The 16,574-nt window shown below is 65.3% G+C and carries 10 protein-coding genes; 8 read left to right on the top strand and 2 right to left on the bottom strand.

The window, feature by feature from the left end:
• Positions 1 to 42: 42 nt before the first annotated feature.
• The 5 genes from DI041_RS14760 to DI041_RS14790 all read left to right on the top strand — a co-directional run bounded on the left by DI041_RS14760 (position 43) and on the right by DI041_RS14790 (position 10,330).
• Complete coding sequence (locus DI041_RS14760; protein ID WP_136639487.1) at positions 43 to 2,766, top strand: TcfC E-set like domain-containing protein; 2,724 nt, start codon at positions 43 to 45, stop codon at positions 2,764 to 2,766.
• A 221-nt stretch (positions 2,767 to 2,987) separates the two neighbouring features.
• The gene (locus DI041_RS21555) at positions 2,988 to 3,896 is read left to right on the top strand and encodes a CblD like pilus biogenesis initiator family protein (protein ID WP_345775783.1); all 909 of its coding nucleotides are present in this window, start codon (positions 2,988 to 2,990) and stop codon (positions 3,894 to 3,896) included.
• A 19-nt stretch (positions 3,897 to 3,915) separates the two neighbouring features.
• On the top strand, positions 3,916 to 4,614 hold the full coding sequence (locus DI041_RS14770) for a pilus assembly protein (RefSeq protein ID WP_105164584.1): 699 nt from the start codon (positions 3,916 to 3,918) through the stop codon (positions 4,612 to 4,614).
• Between the two features lie 67 nt (positions 4,615 to 4,681).
• A complete protein-coding gene (locus DI041_RS14785; RefSeq protein WP_169050358.1) occupies positions 4,682 to 9,511 on the top strand; it encodes an ESPR-type extended signal peptide-containing protein in 4,830 nt (1,609 codons plus the stop codon).
• A gap of 69 nt (positions 9,512 to 9,580) precedes the next feature.
• A complete protein-coding gene (locus DI041_RS14790) occupies positions 9,581 to 10,330 on the top strand; it encodes a hypothetical protein (RefSeq protein ID WP_046984299.1) in 750 nt (249 codons plus the stop codon).
• Positions 10,331 to 10,474: 144 nt separating this feature from the next.
• Here DI041_RS14790 and DI041_RS14795 read toward each other — a convergent pair whose 3' ends face one another.
• Both DI041_RS14795 and DI041_RS14800 read right to left on the bottom strand, forming a co-directional pair.
• Positions 10,475 to 11,119 (bottom strand): hypothetical protein, encoded by a 645-nt coding sequence (locus DI041_RS14795; protein ID WP_046984289.1) that lies wholly within the window; start codon positions 11,117 to 11,119, stop codon positions 10,475 to 10,477.
• A gap of 208 nt (positions 11,120 to 11,327) precedes the next feature.
• Positions 11,328 to 13,751 carry a penicillin-binding protein 1A gene (locus DI041_RS14800; protein WP_046984288.1) on the bottom strand — a complete coding sequence of 808 codons (2,424 nt, stop codon included), beginning with the start codon at positions 13,749 to 13,751 and terminating at the stop codon, positions 11,328 to 11,330.
• A 219-nt stretch (positions 13,752 to 13,970) separates the two neighbouring features.
• Here DI041_RS14800 and DI041_RS14805 point away from each other — a divergent pair, with 219 nt between their 5' ends.
• From DI041_RS14805 to DI041_RS14815, 3 genes are read left to right on the top strand one after another with little or no spacing between them, the layout of a single operon-like run.
• Entirely contained in the window at positions 13,971 to 15,029 is a 1,059-nt protein-coding gene (locus DI041_RS14805; RefSeq protein ID WP_046984287.1) for a pilus assembly protein PilM, read from the top strand.
• Positions 15,029 to 15,910, top strand: a complete 882-nt coding sequence (locus DI041_RS14810; RefSeq protein ID WP_136639485.1) for a PilN domain-containing protein — start codon at positions 15,029 to 15,031, stop codon at positions 15,908 to 15,910. Before DI041_RS14805 ends, DI041_RS14810 begins: the two co-directional genes overlap by 1 nt.
• Positions 15,907 to 16,563, top strand: coding sequence for a type IV pilus inner membrane component PilO (locus DI041_RS14815; protein WP_046984285.1), 657 nt, complete (start codon positions 15,907 to 15,909; stop codon positions 16,561 to 16,563). The genes DI041_RS14810 and DI041_RS14815 overlap by 4 nt, the downstream gene beginning before the upstream one ends.
• The last annotated feature ends 11 nt before the right edge of the window (positions 16,564 to 16,574 follow it).

Here is a 16,574-nt window from a genome sequence, read left to right on the forward strand (position 1 = left end):
GCGCCGGCCCGCTTGCCGGGCCGGCTGCTTCCGGTAATCCCCATGAATGCTCCCGCACCCGCCGTCACCCGGCTGGCGGTCGCGCTCGCCCTGTCGCTGGCCACACCCCTGGTCGCGGCGCGCGGCGTTCCCGCCGGTTTCGAGGATCTGGTCGAAGGCCAGACCGAACAACTGGAGATCCGTCTGTTCGGTCGTTCGACCGGGCTGGTGCCGGTGCGCGTGACCCTGGAACACGTGCAGCTGGAAACCCCGGTCGAGGCGCTGCAGGCATTGCAGCTGTCCGCCGAAGCGCAGGCTGCGCTGCTGCCGGCGTTGTCGCAGCCGCTGCCGCGCAACAGCCACCTGGCATGCCGTTACGGCGGTGCCAGTGCCGGTTGCGGGTACATCGATCCTCCCCAGGAGCCCACTGCCGTGCGCGCGCTGTATGACGAAGGCGAGGGCGCTGTGCGCCTGTTTGTCGCCCGCCAATGGATCCCCGGCGAGCCGGCCGCCGAGCGCTACCACCAGGTCAGTGTCAATGCCGAGAACGCCTTCCTGCACCAGCACACCTTCAATGTCAGCGGTGGCCGGGGCTACCAGGCGCTGGCCGCGCAGGGCATGGGCGCACTGGGCGTGTTCCAGCGCGGGCACCTGTCCGCCGACTGGACCTTCAGCCAGCAGCACTACCGCGGCGGTCTTGCCAGCCGCCGTTTCCAGCTCGACAACGCCTACTACCGCCATGACCTTGGCCAGCAGCACTACCTGCAGGCCGGGCGCATGGACCGCCGCAACCTGAGCAGCCCGCAGGGCGGCACCTTCAGTTTCAGCATGCTGCCGATGGATCGCTTCCAGGGTCTGCGGCTGGGCACCACGCAGGCCTACGTGGACTCCGCCGCCGCCGTGCAGGCCACGCCGCTCACCGTGCTGCTGGCGCGCGATGCGCGTGTGGATGCGTTCGATGGCGAGCGCCTGCTGCAGACCTTCTACCTGCAGGCCGGCATCAACCAGCTCGATACGCGCCGGTTTCCCATGGGCAACTACACCGTCAGCCTGCGCATCTACGAAGACGGCGTGCTGGTACGCAACGAGGACGCGCCGTTCGACAAGGGCGGTGACTGGACCGACAGCAGCGTGCAGTGGTTCCTGCAGGGAGGCCGCCGCAACGAGCGCCGCAGCGACCGCTTCGACGACGAACTGGCGGCCATGGGCGGCCTGCGCGTGCCGATGGGGCGCAACGTGGCCATGACTGCTGGCATCGCCGATCTGGGCGGTTTCAGCTACGGCGAACTGCGGGTGGACCTGCGCCATGTGTTTGCCACCCAGGAAGTCCGCGCCACCTTCAGTGGCATGCACGGCAGCGATGGCAGCCGTGGCCAGCAGCATCAGCTTTCCTACCGTCGCCGTGCTTCGTGGAATGTGTACCACCAGCGCATGCGCGGCCGTGCCTGCCAGTTCGAGGATGACGCGCGCGACCGGCTCGGCTGCGCCGATTCGCTCAGCGCCTCGATGGCGCTGCCGGTGGCCGGCGGCAACGCCTACGTGGCCTATACCCGCCGCCAGACCTGGCGTGCAGGCACCGTGCGGCCGGGGCTGGATGATGATCCGCTGGCCGGGCTTGATCCGCTGCTGCCGCCGTGGCTTCCACAGCCCACGCGCATACCGCAGCTCAGCCGCACCTGGCAGGCCAGCTACAGCCGCAGCCAGCGCTGGGGCGAGTTCAGTGTCTCCAGCCGCATCGGCGTGTGGCAGCAGACCAGCGGCGGTGGACTGCGCGACGGCCGTGACCGCGGCATCTACGTCAACTTCAGCCTCAACCGCCTGCAGCACGATGACCGCGGCAGTTCGCAGCGACGCTATGGCGTGGACGTGCGGCAACCACAGCATGCGCGGCCGGACATCAACTACAGCGCCGGGCAGACGCTGCGCCAGGAATACGAGGATCAGTACCGGGAGGTATCGGGCGAACTGCGCGGCAACAACAACGAACGCTACAGCGCCACGCTGAGTACCCAGCTGCAGAACCGCATCGGCCAGACCGGTGCCACGGTGTCGCGCTACCAGCACCAGGGTGGCAACGAAGTGGCGTACAGCGCCACGCACAGTTCCGGCCTGGCCATCGGCAAGCGCGGCGTGTACTGGGGCGCTGGCGTCGGCGCCGACGCGGGGCTGGCGGTGCAGGTGGACGACACCGACGACCTGGACCTGACCGGTGTTGCCGCCGAGCTGCAGGTGGGCGGGCTGCGTCGACAGCGACTGAAGCTGGGCGAGCGCCGGCTGCTGCCGATTTCCGCCTACCAGTCGCACCGCGCTGAAGTGCAGGACGCCAGCGCCCTGGACAGCATCGCCGCCGTGCGCGTTAGCGGTGTGGGCGGCGCGCGTCCGTTGTTCCTGCCACCGGGGCGGCTGGTGCGCATGCCGGTGCCGATTGAAGTGACCTACACCTTCATCGGCAACGCCCAGGACATCGCCGGCGCACCGCTGCGCGGTGCCCGCATTCTCAACGCGCCGGTGCCTGGCACCGGCAGCAATGGAGGTTTCGTGGCCGACTTCCCACGACGCGAGAAGACCCTGTACCTGCTGCAGGACGACCGGTTGCTGCACTGCCCGCTGCAGGTGCGCGAGCGCCGCAGCGTGGTGATGCTGGTAGGCGCCGTGCAGTGCGAGCCGCTGGCCGTGGCCCAGCTGCCCGCCGACATCCGCCACCAGGCACGGGTGACGCGGTTGCTGCAGGAGCAGTCGCTGATCGCCGCCACGCCACAGACCGCAGCAGCGGGAGGTGCGAAGTGAGCCGGCGCGTGTGGTGGGTAATGGCGGTGTTGTGTGGGCTGGTGCTGTTGGTGCCGAGGGCGAAGGCGCAGAGGCCGCCGGATCAAGATCCGATTGATATCAGTCACGACATCAGTATGTCTTGGGACCGCTCAGCCCTACCTGGCGACATCGAACTGCTACCGCGCCGGACGATCCTGGCTTACGAGAGAGCACTGACTCTGTCATATGGGCAGTTGTACATGACGTGCTCCTCCAGCTCCGATTCGTCATCGGGCAGTTGCCCGGAGTCAGATACGGGGGAGCTACCGTCAGGCAAGAGCAGTGCAATTCCGCTTCGCTTCACTGAACAGCGGAGTGGTATGGAGATTGATGTTGAGGCACACGGCAATCTCTTCCGCATCGCAGCGACTCCCGCATGTGAATCGGATTACTGGGCCACCACACCCAGGCCTCTATGGTCTTCAAGTGCTCCCGAGTGCAATTTCCTGATGCCCGCAGGAACTGGCGCCGAACTTCGGGTACCGCCTTCTGAACTGGAGAAGCTGGTTGCAGGCCGATGGACAGCACATCTGGTGCTTGCATTACGCAAACCTCCTCATCAGCAGCTTGCGACCTACTCCTTTAAGTTCGACTTCACCATCACCGACCACAACGCGGTCTCCATCTACTTCCCGCTTTTCGATCAAGTCACCCCGCACGTCGGCCTGAACCTGCAGTACGACCCGATCGCGCAGACCATCGGCGGCCGTACCCAGCTCGACATGTGCCTGTACGACGGGCTTGGCTCGCAGAGCAGCTACCTGGGCGTCACCGTGCATGACAGCGGCGCGCAACCTCCCGGGCCCTCGGGCTACTCGGTATGGCACGTCGATGGCAGCAGTGATGCCAGCCAGCGCGTGGACTACACCGTCACCCTGGATCACAACGGTAGCGCGCTGCCCATGCGCAATGGTGTGGAGCAGTTGCTGCACGGCATCGATACCGCTCGGCTGCGGCTGGTGTTGCTGCCCGGCATGACGCAGCCGGTGTTCTGCGTGCCTACGCCATTGACGCTGGAAACACCGCGCGTGCCGGTCAGCACCAAGCGCCCCGGCTACTACAGCGGCGATCTCAAGGTGGAACTGCGTGTTCCCACTGTCACGCCCTGAACCCCACATGGAGTCCCCGATGAAACCCCTAGTCCGCTGCTTGCTGCCGCTGTCGCTGCTGATGGCGTTGCCTGCCCATGCCAATCTCACCGTGCACCCCATGCGTACGTCGGTAGACGCGAAGAAAGGCGCACAGATACGCATCTACTCGCAGTCCACCCAACCGCAGTACGTGCAGGCATCGATCAAGCGCATCGTCGACCCGGCGGGAGCAGGTGAACAAGAGGTTGAGGTGGAGCCGAATGAGGCCGCCATCGCCATCACGCCAGGAAAGTTCGCCCTGGCCGGTGGCGGCAACCGGCTGATCCGTGTGATTCCGCTGCAGCCAGTCGAAAAGGAAACGGCATACCGCGTGTACTTCGAGGGCGTGCGCGGCCCCGAACGCGCGGACCCGGCAGGCGAGGGTGAGAAGGCCCAGGCCAATGTCGGCGTCAGCCTGGTATGGGGCGCGCTGGTCAATGTACTGCCCGCGCAATCGACGATGGACGTGCAGGTGGAGGGAAACCAGCTGCGCAACACCGGCACGGTACGCGTGGGCATCACCAGCATCGCTGACTGCGATGGCGCGCGCTGCACCGCGCATGACGTCTCGCGCAGCCTGTACCCCGGCAGCGCGCTGGAACTGCCATTTCCCCTGCAACCGGGCCACACGCTGCAGCTGCGCTATCGGCTGACCCGCGATGGCTATCGCGAGCACGTGCACAACGTCGCGCTCTGAGTGCATCTCGCCGCTGTGGCTTGGTGCCACAGCGGTTCCTTCTGTTCCGTTTGTTAAGGAGAATCCCATGAACAAGATCTATCGACGACTCTGGTCCGCCGCCCGCCAATGCTGGGTGGTTGCAAGCGAACTGGCGGCAGCGCGCGGCACGCGCAGGCACACATCGCGTGGTCCCGGACTGGCGCTGGTGCTGGCCATGCTGCCGGCATCGGTCATGGCAGCCACTGCGGGCCATCTCGAAACAGGCGCTGATGAGTGGACGGAAGATGCCCTGTACGCTGCCTTTGGCCCGTTCAACACAAGCGCCATGCTTGTGCACGAGGATGCCGCCACCGCTCCCAGCGGGCGAGCGTTCTCGCGCGCGAACGCGCTTCCGCTGGCCTACAGCGATTTCGTCCAGCTCGGTTCGTACGCCGGTGCCCGTGACAGGGCGGTCGCGGTCGGTGTATGGGCATTCTCCAACAGCTACGGCGCGGCACTCGGTTACCAGGCCAATGCCAATGGGCAATACGCGACCGCGCTTGGGCACAAGTCGGTCGCTTGGGAGCTCGGCGGAGTCGCGGTGGGCAACGATGCGAAGTCATACGCGCATAACGCGGTCGCACTGGGAAGTGGTGCGCTAGCTTCCGGACGCAATTCCGTCGTACTGGGGGCTGACTCCAACGACTACGGCGACAATCAGGTGTCGGTCGGTAACGGCAGCATGCGGCGCAAAATCGTATACCTTGCCGACGGTGCGGTCGACGCCAACAGCAGCGATGCAGTGACCGGCAGGCAGCTGCATGCTACCCAGCAGGCGCTGGCCAGCGTGAGCCAGAGTCAGAAGTTGCTGGCGACGGGGACCGCGGCGACCAATGCCAACGCTGCCCAGGCAGTGGGTAACCGTGCGCTTGCGATGGGCATTGGGTCAACGGCTGATGGCGATGATACCGTTGCGTTGGGCGGGGGCGCTCGCACAGCGTCCGGCTCGGGCATCTCCCGCATCGCCATCGGTGCAGGCGCCTTCGCGGGCACCAGCGGTTGGACGGGGGCCATCGCCCTGGGTGGGAGCGCCAGTTCCACGCATGACGGCGTTGCCATCGGCTATCAGGCCAAGACAAGCAGCAGCGGTACGATCGCGCTTGGTCGCGGGGCAACGGTCACGCACGGAAATTCGGTTGCGCTGGGCGCCAACTCGGTGACCTCCAGCGCCAATACGGTGTCGGTGGGCAGCAGCAGCAACAAGCGCAGGATCCAATACCTCGCCGATGGTGTGATTGCGGCGGGCAGTACCGACGCGATCACCGGCAACCAGTTGCATACGACCAATGCATCGGTGGCGACCGCGGCGGCAACGGCCGCTGAGGCAAAGGCCGGTGTTGATGCAGTCAACCGGCGACTCAATGCAGAAGCGCTGGCGTTGGGGGGCGGTGCGCTTGCAGAGTCCAATGCTTATGGCATCAGCACCGCAGTGGGACGCAACGCCAGGGGCTACAACGGCAAGAGCGTCGCGCTGGGTGACGACGCAAGGTCTGGCGTGGACAAGGACGGGAACCGTGTTGCCAATGCCAATGGGGGCGTGTCGGTGGGGGCAATGTCACGCAGCGGCAACGGTGCTGTTGCGGCAGGGTTGCAGGCCAGCGCGGTGGGTGATCGTGCCATTGCCGTTGGCCATGAGGCGTCGGCGGATGTGATTCACGCGACCGCGATCGGATATCAGAGCAAGGCCAGCGCCGGGCATTCCACCGCACTCGGGCGCGGTACCCACGCAAGCGGCCTCTACGCGACGGCCATGGGCAATCTGGCCAGGGCCTCGGCCGAAAGTGCCGTGGCCATTGGTGATCGCTCCCTGGCTCAGCACAATGGCTCGGTGGCGTTGGGCAATGGTTCGCAGACCAGCGCCGCCAATCAGATTTCCGTCGGCAGCAGCGCCATCAAGCGCAAGCTGGTCAATCTGGCCGACGGTACGCTCAGTACGTCCAGCACCGAGGCCGTGACCGGCAAGCAGCTCAACGCTACCAATGCCAATGTGACGACTGCACAGAATGCGGCCAATGCCGCGCAGACGGCCGCAACCGGCGCCAGGACCGCCGCGGACAACGCGCTGGGCAGGGCCACGGCGTTGAGTGGTCTGGTCAGCCAGGTATCGGCCACGGGCAATGTGCGCCTGGGCGCAGACAACACTGGCACCGTGGTGGATGTGGCCAACAAGGACGGCGCGAAGCGGCGCGTCAACAACGTCGCCAATGGCGTGCTGAGCAGCAGCAGCACTGACGTTGTGACTGGACAGCAGCTTCATGCCACCAACCAGTCTGTTTCCACGCAGGGACAGTCACTGGTGCTGCACGGCCAGCAGCTGGCAGCGCATACCCAGGCCCTGGCGGAACAGGACCAGCGCGTTGCGACCAACCGTGCCGACATCGATCAGCTTCGTACCGACGTGGACAACTTCGATCCGGATCTGGATGGGGTGGTGAAGTTCAGTGCCGATCGCCTGCTTGTGGACATGGAAGATGCGCGCGTATCGGGAGTCGCGGCGGGTGATGTCAGCTCTGCGGCCAGTACTGATGCGGTGAATGGTGGGCAGTTGTTTGCGACCAATGGGCGTATTGATGCAATCGAGAGCGCCGGAAAGTTCCTTGCTGTAGGTGCTGGTGGCGATCAGGAGCAGGCTTCGGCGGGAAGGTTTTCTGTGGCCATCGGAGATTCCGCATTGGCGTCCGTTTCGGGCGAGGGAGCAGTCGCGGTTGGTGGCTATGCCGTTGCAGGTGGTACCAACTCCGTCGCAATAGGGCGGGCTGCGTCGGTTCGAGACGGTGCTATCGGCGCCTTCGCACTCGGAGTCAGGTCACTGGTGGAGGCTGAGGGTGGGCTCGCGGTTGGTGCTGAAAGCCGTGTGCAGTCTGGGGCGCTCGACAGCGTAGCAATTGGTAGCCGCTCCTTGGCGTCGGAAGAATCTACCGTTTCATTCGGTCATGACGATCTTCAGCGTCGGCTTGTCAACGTTGGTAGAGGAATCGGCGATTCCGACGCAGCGGCCATTAGTCAGCTTGCTGAATCCATATCAGGCTTGGGCGGTGGAGCAGGTATGGATGGGAATGGATCTTTTATTTCCCCCGCCTATAGCGTGCAGGGTGGTACCCAGAACAATGTTGGAGATGCCTTGGCAGCACTTGATGGTGCAGTACTGAGATCCGACAGCCGCGTAGACCGCATCGAAAACCAGCTGCTTGCGACCTTCCAACAGATACCTTCGGCCAATGCGGCTGGAATCGATCAGCTGAACCTGGCTGGTGCGCAGGGCATGGTTCTGTCCAATCTCGCCGATGGGCATATTGCCGCGGGTAGTCGTGATGCGGTGACTGGCAATCAGCTGTTTGCAGTCAAGCAGGATGTTGATCGGAACCGAAGCGAACTGAATGCATTGCTTGATGCAAGCGGATCTGGTGCTTCAACTGCCGGGGACGCATACGGCGTGATCGACTACGGCGGCGCCACGCTGACGGGTGTATCAGATGGTGAACTGTCGTCTGGGAGTAGGGATGTTGTGAACGGTGGGCAGCTGTTCTCCACAAATCTGCGCGTGCGAGAGCTGGAGCAGACGGGGCGTTTCCTGAGCGTGGGATTTGACGGCCTGAGCAATGATGCCGAGGCTGGTCTCCTCGGTGTCGCATTGGGGGATTCCGCCAAGGCGTCTACCGGCTCTGAAGGTGGTGTGGCCATCGGGAGTTACTCGATTGCACAAGGGACGAACTCAGTTGCGCTGGGCCGAGGATCTAACGTGGCCGATTCTGCTGAGAGCGGGTTTGCTCTGGGCGTTGGTTCGAATGTCTATGCGAACCAGGGTGTGGCCTTTGGCGCGTCGAGTCGTGTGGTAGCAGGCGCTGATGGAGCGCTCGCGCTGGGTTCCTACTCAATCGCGACCGAATCAAATACGGCTTCATTCGGTAACGGCTCGGTTAAACGGCGTTTGGTGAACCTTGGTCGTGGCACTGGTGAGCATGATGCAGTCACCGTGGCACAGTTGAGCGAGTCGCTAGCTGCACTTGGGGGCGGTGCGGGTCTCGATGAGAATGGTCGTGTCGTCACCCCCGGCTTCAACGTCCAGGGCCAACACCAGAACACCATCAACGAAGCCCTCGCCACGCTCGACTCGGCCGTAGTCACCACCGGCTCCCGTGTCGACCGCGTGGAAACCCAGCTCCGCTCGGTGTTCCAGGAATCTCCGTCCGTCCGCAGCGACGGCACCGCCCAGCTCACCCTGGCGGGTGCCAACGGCATGGTCATCTCCAACGTTGCCAACGGTTTGATCGCCGCCGGCAGCCGCGAGGCGGTCAACGGTGGCCAGTTGCATGCCGCGCAGCAGCAGCTCAACGGTCGCATCGATGGCCTGGAGCAACGCGTGGACGGCCAGCCGCAGGCGCGTGCAATGGCCACGGCGTCGGCAGCGCCGACCGAAGAGATCATGCCAAGCCTGGAAGCCAGCGGTTCGCCGCAGGTCGCTTCGGCAGGCGAGGGCGCTTCGCCTGCACCGCAGCCGAAGTCGAAGAAGGACGATTCGCCCGCGCCCACGCCGCAGGTTGATACCGCCGAGCTGGAAAAGATGCTGGCCCGCGCCAACGAGTACACCGATGGTGCGATCAGCAACTTTGAGCGCCGCCTGGACAAGATGGACAAGCGCTTCAACCGCATGGCGGCGATGAGCAGCGCGCAGACGGCCATGGCCATGAACACCGCCGGCCTGGCCACCTACAACCGCCTCGGCGCGGGTGTGGGCTACGCCGAGGGCGAGTCGGCCATGGCGGTGGGTTACCAGCGCGTACTCAACGACAAGGGCTCAGCCACCTTCAGCCTCAATGGTGCCTTCACCAACAGCGGTGAACGCAGCATGGGCGTGGGTGTGGGCATCGGTTGGTAAGCCATGGCGCCCCGGCGTGGTGCGCGTAACGAGCCCCGCCGCGCCGGGGTCCTTGCCGAGGAGATGGCAATGTACCGATGGGTGAGTCGATTCATCAGCTACCGCACGTTCTACGTTTGGCGGGCACGGTTTTACTACCACACCCGGCATCTGGACGTCTGGATGCTTGCCAGCGTGCTGTGCTTCCTGGGGGTAGTGGCGTTGCTCTGGTACTACTGGCGGTTCACCAATGTGCCGCTTCCGCGCATGCATCCGCAGGTAGCTGCGCTACGGGTGGAGGGCATCACCAACGAGGCGATCCACAGGATTGTTCTGGTGCGCCATGGTGGTACTCCTCCCGGCAAGCCGTTCTCCACGCCGGAGGAGATCCGGGCCAGCACGGTGCGTACGATGCGGGTGCGGCAAGTGCTGGATGGCGAGGTGGCATGGCGGCTGAAGGCGAACCTGCTGGCGGATATCGCCGATTACATCGAGGCGACCGCGGGCTGCGTGCCGTATCAATGCACACGGGTGCAGGCGCACATCAGCCAGCTGCGTGAGGCCGCGACGGAGAACGCGGGCATCAACAGGGCGTTGCAACCCATTCTGGAGGGCCCGCGTGATCTGGTGCCCGGTCTCACGAGCGTCGATCGCCAACGGGTGAAGAGCGGCTGGTCGGATTCGTTCAGTGACATCTTTCACCAGGTATGGCTGTTGAACGATCTGCAGACCATGCACGCGCGGATGATGGCGGAGTACCCCAAGCGCGCACCCGCACCGTGGTTGCCGGAGTGGTTGATTGGCCCGGAGCCGACGACCGGTAATGGCATGCCACTGTAGAGCACTGCCATGCTAGGTGGCGCCCGCGGATGCCACGCTCCCTGTAGAGCCGAGCCCACGCTCGGCTGCTCTTCGGTCAGGTATCCGGAAGTCTGAAATGCAGTGCGGACCAACAGTCCGCACCCACCAAGACTGGCGCTACCGTCACCCGCCGATATACGCGGTGATCTCCGCCTCAGCCAGCACCTGCCGCAGCTGCGCCACGGACGCGCGCCGCATCGGCTTCTCATCCACCGGCGACAGCGGCGCTTGGCGCAGGGCGTCGTAGGGCAGCACGGCCAGGTCGAAGGTCAGCTCTTCGGCACTGAACACCCACACCGGCACGTCCAGGCAGCGTTCGCGGTCCATGCGCAGACGACGTGTCCGTGATTCGGCGGGGATGCCATGTTCGTCCAGGAAGCGATGCACGGCTTCCGGGTCGTCACTGTGCAGGTGCAGCTGCACGGGGCTGTTGGCGTCGGCGGTGCCATCCAGTACCGGGCCGACCAGGCGCGGGGCGAAGCCGTGCAGGAACTCCAGGGCGCGCATCGCGGCTTCGCGGCGGCGCTGCAGTTCGTTGCCGTGCTGCGGCCCGGAGAACAACCGCTGGTACTCGCGCAGGGCGTCTTCAATCTCGGTGTTGCGGGGCAGGGAGGCATCGTCGTGGATGCCGAGCCGGGTGGCGGCCTTCAACTTGGCCTGGTGGTAGTCGCGGATGCCGCCTTCGGCCATCAGGCGCGCGGCTTCGTGGGCGAGACGGTGACGACGCTCGCGGGTCTGGCTGGCAGCATGCTGACGGGCGCGATGCATGCGATGACTCCCTGTTGCGACCTGGCTACAGACTAGCGCACGGATGTGACATCTGCGTGGGTATTTCGCGGAGGCGCCAGCCAACGGTTGGCACCCACCAACGCTCTGGTAGGTGCCGACCTTGGTCGGCACGGGGCGCCAACCAAGGTTGGCAGCTACCAGAGCAGCATCGGTGCCAACCCACGGTTGGCACCCATCGCCCCCTTCCTCAGAAGATATCGAAAGCGGCGGCGTCGGCCTGCGGCGTATTGAGGTTCAGGTCGTAGTCGGTCAGGCGGTCCATGTCTTCCACCTTCACCCACTCGGTGGCGCCATTGAGGGTGGCCTGCACCATGCCGCTGGGCGGGTCGTTCTGCGCGATCGGGGTGTCCTTCAGCGCGGTGCGCATGTAGTCGATCCAGATCGGCAGGGCGGCCTTGCCACCGTATTCGCGGTAGCCCAGCGAGCGGAAGTCGTCGCGGCCCACCCACACGGTGGTCACGTACGGGCCGCCGAAGCCGGAGAACCAGGCATCGCGGTGGTCGTTGGTGGAGCCGGTCTTGCCGCCTACGTCCTCGCGGCCGAGTACCTTGGCCTGAGCACCGGTACCGCGCTGGACCACGTCGCGCATCATCGACACCAGCTGGTAGGCGGTGCGGGCGTCGATCGCGCGCGGGGCGGTGCGTGCATCCGGGTTGACCGGTGCGGCCGGGGTTTCGGGCTTGGCTTCGGCCTTTGCCGCAGCGGCCGGGTCCACCTTCGGGGCCGGGGCGCCGAAGTTGAAGCCGTCCACCACCTGGTTGACCGGCTGGCCGCTGCTGCCGGCGCAGTCGCGGCATGCCATTGCCGGGTTTTCCTTGAACACCAGATTGCCGTCGCGGTCGTTCACCTGGTCGATCAGCCAGGTGTCCACGCGCGAGCCGCCGTTGGCGAACACGGCATAGCCACGGGCTACCGACAGCGGAGTCAGCGAGGCGGTACCCAGCGACATCGACAGGTTCGGCGGCAGCTCCGACTCGGCAAAACCAAATTCACTGATGTACTTGCGCGCGTAATCCACGCCCATGCCATCGAGCAGGCGCACCGAAACCAGGTTGCGTGACTGCACCAGCGCTTCGCGCAGGCGCATCGGGCCGCGGAAGCCGCCGCCGTCGTTCTGCGGGGCCCAGGTCTTGCCGCGGCGGTCGCGGAACACGACCGGGGCGTCGAGCACGATCGAGGCCGGGTTGTAGCCCTTGTCGAAGGCGGCCGCATAAACGAACGGCTTGAAGCTCGAACCCGGTTGGCGCCGGGCCTGGGTGGCGCGGTTGAACTTGTTGCCGGAGAAGCTGAAGCCACCGACCAGCGCTTTCAGCGCGCCGCTGTGGGCATCCAGCGAAACCAGCGCGGACTGGCCGCGCGGCAGCTGGTCCAGCAGCCATTCGCCCTCCTTGGCACCGGCGCGCACGCGCACGATGTCGCCGCGCTGCACCAGCTTGGCCGGGCTCTTGTTGGCCCACTTGGCGGCGCCGGCCGGCAGCACGATCTCGCTGCGATTGGCCAGCACCACGGTGGCGCTGCCGTCGGCGCCGGTGCTGGCAACGATGGCCGGCAGCAGGCCGGCCTGGCCGAACATGCCGCGCAGGTGCTCGGCCAGGGCCGCGGCGTCTTCGCTGGCCCCTACCTGGACCTGCTTCTCCACGCCGTGCCAGCCATGCCGGTGGTCGTACAGCAGCAGGCCGTCGCGCACCGACTGGTTGGCGGCGGTCTGCAGGGTCGCATCGATGGTGGTGGTGACGTGGTAACCCTTGTTGACCACATCGCCGCCGAAGCGGGCGATCATTTCCTGGCGCACCAGCTCGGCCACGTACGGGGCATCGACCTGGACCGGCGGCTCATGCGCGGTGGCGTGCATCGGCACGGCCTTCGCCGCATCGGCCTCGGCCTGGCTGACGAACTTCAGGTCGGCCATGCGCTGCAGCACGTAGTTGTCGCGGCGCTGGCGGGCACGTTCCGGGTTGGAGATCGGGTTGCCCGAAGACGGGAACTTGGGGATGCCGGCCAGCGAGGCCATTTCATCCAGGTCCAGCTCGTTGAGCTTCTTGCCGTAGTAGAACTCGGCGGCGGCGGCCACACCGTAGGCGCGGTTGCCGAAGAAGCTCTTGTTCAGGTACAGCTCGAAGATCTCGTCCTTGCTCAGCTCGGACTCGATCTTCCGTGCCAGCAGGATCTCGGCCAGCTTGCGGGTGTAGCTGTACTCGGAGCTGAGGAAGAACTGGCGGGCGACCTGCTGGGTGATGGTGGAGCCACCGGGTACGCGCTTGTCGCTGGTGGTGGCCAGCAGCCATACGGCACGGCCGATGCCCATGTAGTCGACGCCGCCATGCTCGTAGAAGCGGGCATCCTCGGTGGCCAGGAACGCCTGCTTCAGGCGCTCGGGCACATCCTTCATGGTGATCGGGGTGCGCCGGGTCTCGCCGAACACCGCCATCAGCTTGCCGTCGGCAGCGTAGACGTACATCGGCTCCTGCATTTCCACGTCGCGCAGGGTCTGCACGTCGGGAAGCTTGGAGGAAACGGCATAGTACAGACCGCCTACGGCGGCCGCGCCGATCAGCGCCAGGACCAGGACAATCAGGAAGATCCAGCGCAGCCAGCGGCGGAGTCGAGTCATCGGGTTCAGATTCCGATTGCGAATTTCGTGGTCGCAGAGTATAGATTACGCAAGGTGGCGGCTGGGGTCGTCGCCGGGGAGCGCAAAGGGAACAGTCAGGGGCTGCATGGTGAATCCGTGAGGGACTTCACAGCAGGGCCGTTGCCATTTGCTAAGAATACGTTATTAATGCTCGGGCGCAGGTCTTGCGTCCAAGTGCCCGTCGGCAGGGGAGAAACCGTGGGGCTCATCCCAAAAAGTCAGTCGCCGCTTGTAGGCGTCGACATCAGTTCGACTGCGGTAAAGCTTTTGCAGCTGTCCCGCAGTGGCAACCGTTTTCGTGTGGAACATTACGCTGTGGAACCTCTGCCGCCGAATGCGGTGGTGGAGAAGAACATCGTGGAAGTGGAGGCCGTGGGTGAGGCCATCCGCCGCGCGATGAGCCGCTCGGGGAGCAAGGCCAAGCTGGCCGCTGCTGCCGTCGCCGGGTCGGCGGTGATTACCAAGGTGATCCCGATGCCGGCCGAGCTCGACGAAAACGACATGGAAGCCCAGATCGAGCTGGAAGCGGTCAACTACATTCCATATCCGATCGAGGAAGTGAACCTGGACTTCGAGGTGATCGGGGCGATCCCGAACAACCCGGAGATGGTCCAGGTGCTGCTGGCCGCGTCGCGTTCGGAAAACGTTGAACTGCGCCAGTCGGCGCTGGAGCTGGGTGGCCTGCAGGCCAAGGTGATGGACGTGGAGGCCTTTGCGGTCGAGAACGCGTATGCCCTGGTCGCCAGCGAGCTGCCGGTGTCCATCGAGGGCGTGGTCGCGCTGGTCGACATCGGTGCCACCATGACCACCCTCAATGTCCTGCGTGGTGGCCGCAGCCTGTACAGCCGCGAACAGGTGTTCGGTGGCAAGCAGCTGACCGACGAGATCATGCGCCGCTATGGCCTGAGCTACGAGGAAGCGGGCCTGGCCAAGCGCCAGGGCGGGCTGCCGGAAAGCTACGAGATGGAAGTGCTGGAGCCGTTCAAGGAAGCCACGGTCCAGCAGATCAGTCGCCTGCTGCAGTTCTTCTATGCGGGCAGCGAATTCAACCGCGTCGATCACATCGTGCTGGCCGGAGGCTGCGCCGTGCTCGGTGGCCTGCCGGAAATGGTCGAAGAGCAGCTGGGCGTGCCGACCGTGATCGCCAACCCGCTGGCACAGATGACCCTGGGCCCGAAGGTGAACGCACATGCGCTGGCCCAGGATGCCCCCGCGCTGATGATCGCCACCGGTCTGGCGCTGAGGAGCTTCGACTGATGGCGCGCATCAATCTATTGCCCTGGCGCGCCGAGCGGCGCAAGCAACGCCAGCGCGAGTTCTACGCAATGCTGGGCATGGCCGCGATTGGTGGCCTGCTGCTGTCGCTGGTGATCTGGTTCTACTACGACCGGCAGGTGAGCGGCCAGATGGACCGCAACGCCTATCTGGAAGCCGAGATCGAGAAGGTCAAGGAACAGAACAAGGAGATCGACCGCCTCGACGCCCAGAAGGACCGCCTGCTGGCGCGCAAGAAGGTGATCGAGGAACTGCAGGCCAAGCGCTCGCAGATGGTCCACCTGTTCGACGCGCTGGTGCGCACCATTCCTGACGGCGTGGTACTGACCGCGCTGCAGCAGGAGGGCGACATGCTCACCCTTGAAGGCCGGACCCAGTCCAATGCACGCGTGTCGGCGTACATGCGCAACCTGGAAACCTCCGGCTGGATGACCAATCCGGAACTGTCGATCATCCAGGCCAGTGCTGCGGACAAGAACGCGACCGGCCCGGTGTCTGACATCAAGGCGCTGCCGTACATGTTCAAGGTCACGGTGAAGCTGCCTGCGCAGAGCGAAGAGACCGGCACGCCCGGCCTGAATGCCGATGGCAGCGTGGCGGCCGCACCAGCGGCAGTGCCTGCCGTGGCACCGCTTGCTGCAGGCCCGGACGCGGCAGCTTCGGCCGCAGCACCGGCAGCACCGGCAGCATCCCAGCCGGCCCCGGCCCCGGCCCCGGCCCAACCGGCCCCGGCGGCTGCACCGGCCGCCGCGCCGGCCAAGCCGAACCAGCCGGCCGCACCGGCACCGGCCAAGCCTGAGGGCAGCCGCCTGGCGCAGCCGCCGCAGGCCTCCAACGCCCCGTTGCAGGGGGACCGCGCATGAGCCAGAAAATCGATCTGAAGAACCTGGATTTCAACGACATCGGCAACTGGCCGCAGAAGGCCAAGATCGTCTTCTGTTCGTTGCTGGCGCTGGTCATCATGTTCGTCGCCTGGATGCTGCTGATCAGCGGCAAGCGCGACGAACTGTCCAGCCTTGAGTCGAGGGAAGGCGACCTGCGCACCGAGTTCACCAAGCAGCAGGAACGCGCGGTGAACCTGGGCCCGCTCAAGCAGCAGCTGGCACAGATGGAGCAGGTGCTGCAGCAGATGTTGCGGCAGCTGCCGAGCAAGACCGAAATGCCGGACCTGATCATCGACATCTCGCAGACGGCGCTGTCCAGCGGCCTGACCAGCCAGCTGTTCGAGCCGGAGCAGGAGCAGGTCAAGGAGTTCTACGCCGAGAAGCCGATCAAGCTGAAGATGGTGGGCAGTTACCACCAGTTCGGCGCCTTCGTCAGTGGCGTGGCCTCGTTGCCGCGGGTGGTGATCCTGACCATGCACGACATCAACCTGAAACCTGCCGACAAGACCGGTGGCGGTGCCCGTGCGGGTGCGCTGGAACTGTCCGGCACGGTCAAGACCTATCGCTACCTGGACGAGACCGAGGTCCAGGAACAGCAGAAGGCTGAAGCTGGCAAGGAGGACAAGAAGTGACGCGTTCCTTC

It is taken from the genome of Stenotrophomonas maltophilia (assembly GCF_004920835.1).
Lineage (GTDB): Bacteria > Pseudomonadota > Gammaproteobacteria > Xanthomonadales > Xanthomonadaceae > Stenotrophomonas > Stenotrophomonas maltophilia_AQ.

Excerpts from the sequence above, each read along its gene's own strand:
- DI041_RS14760 (WP_136639487.1), top strand. The coding sequence starts at position 43 with ATGAATGCTCCCGCACCCGCCGTCACCCGGCTGGCGGTCGCGCTCGCC.
- DI041_RS21555 (WP_345775783.1), top strand. The coding sequence starts at position 2,988 with ATGACGTGCTCCTCCAGCTCCGATTCGTCATCGGGCAGTTGCCCGGAG.
- DI041_RS14770 (WP_105164584.1), top strand. The coding sequence starts at position 3,916 with ATGAAACCCCTAGTCCGCTGCTTGCTGCCGCTGTCGCTGCTGATGGCG.
- DI041_RS14785 (WP_169050358.1), top strand. The coding sequence starts at position 4,682 with ATGAACAAGATCTATCGACGACTCTGGTCCGCCGCCCGCCAATGCTGG.
- DI041_RS14790 (WP_046984299.1), top strand. The coding sequence starts at position 9,581 with ATGTACCGATGGGTGAGTCGATTCATCAGCTACCGCACGTTCTACGTT.
- DI041_RS14795 (WP_046984289.1), bottom strand. The coding sequence starts at position 11,119 with ATGCATCGCGCCCGTCAGCATGCTGCCAGCCAGACCCGCGAGCGTCGT.
- DI041_RS14800 (WP_046984288.1), bottom strand. The coding sequence starts at position 13,751 with ATGACTCGACTCCGCCGCTGGCTGCGCTGGATCTTCCTGATTGTCCTG.
- DI041_RS14810 (WP_136639485.1), top strand. The coding sequence starts at position 15,029 with ATGGCGCGCATCAATCTATTGCCCTGGCGCGCCGAGCGGCGCAAGCAA.
- DI041_RS14815 (WP_046984285.1), top strand. The coding sequence starts at position 15,907 with ATGAGCCAGAAAATCGATCTGAAGAACCTGGATTTCAACGACATCGGC.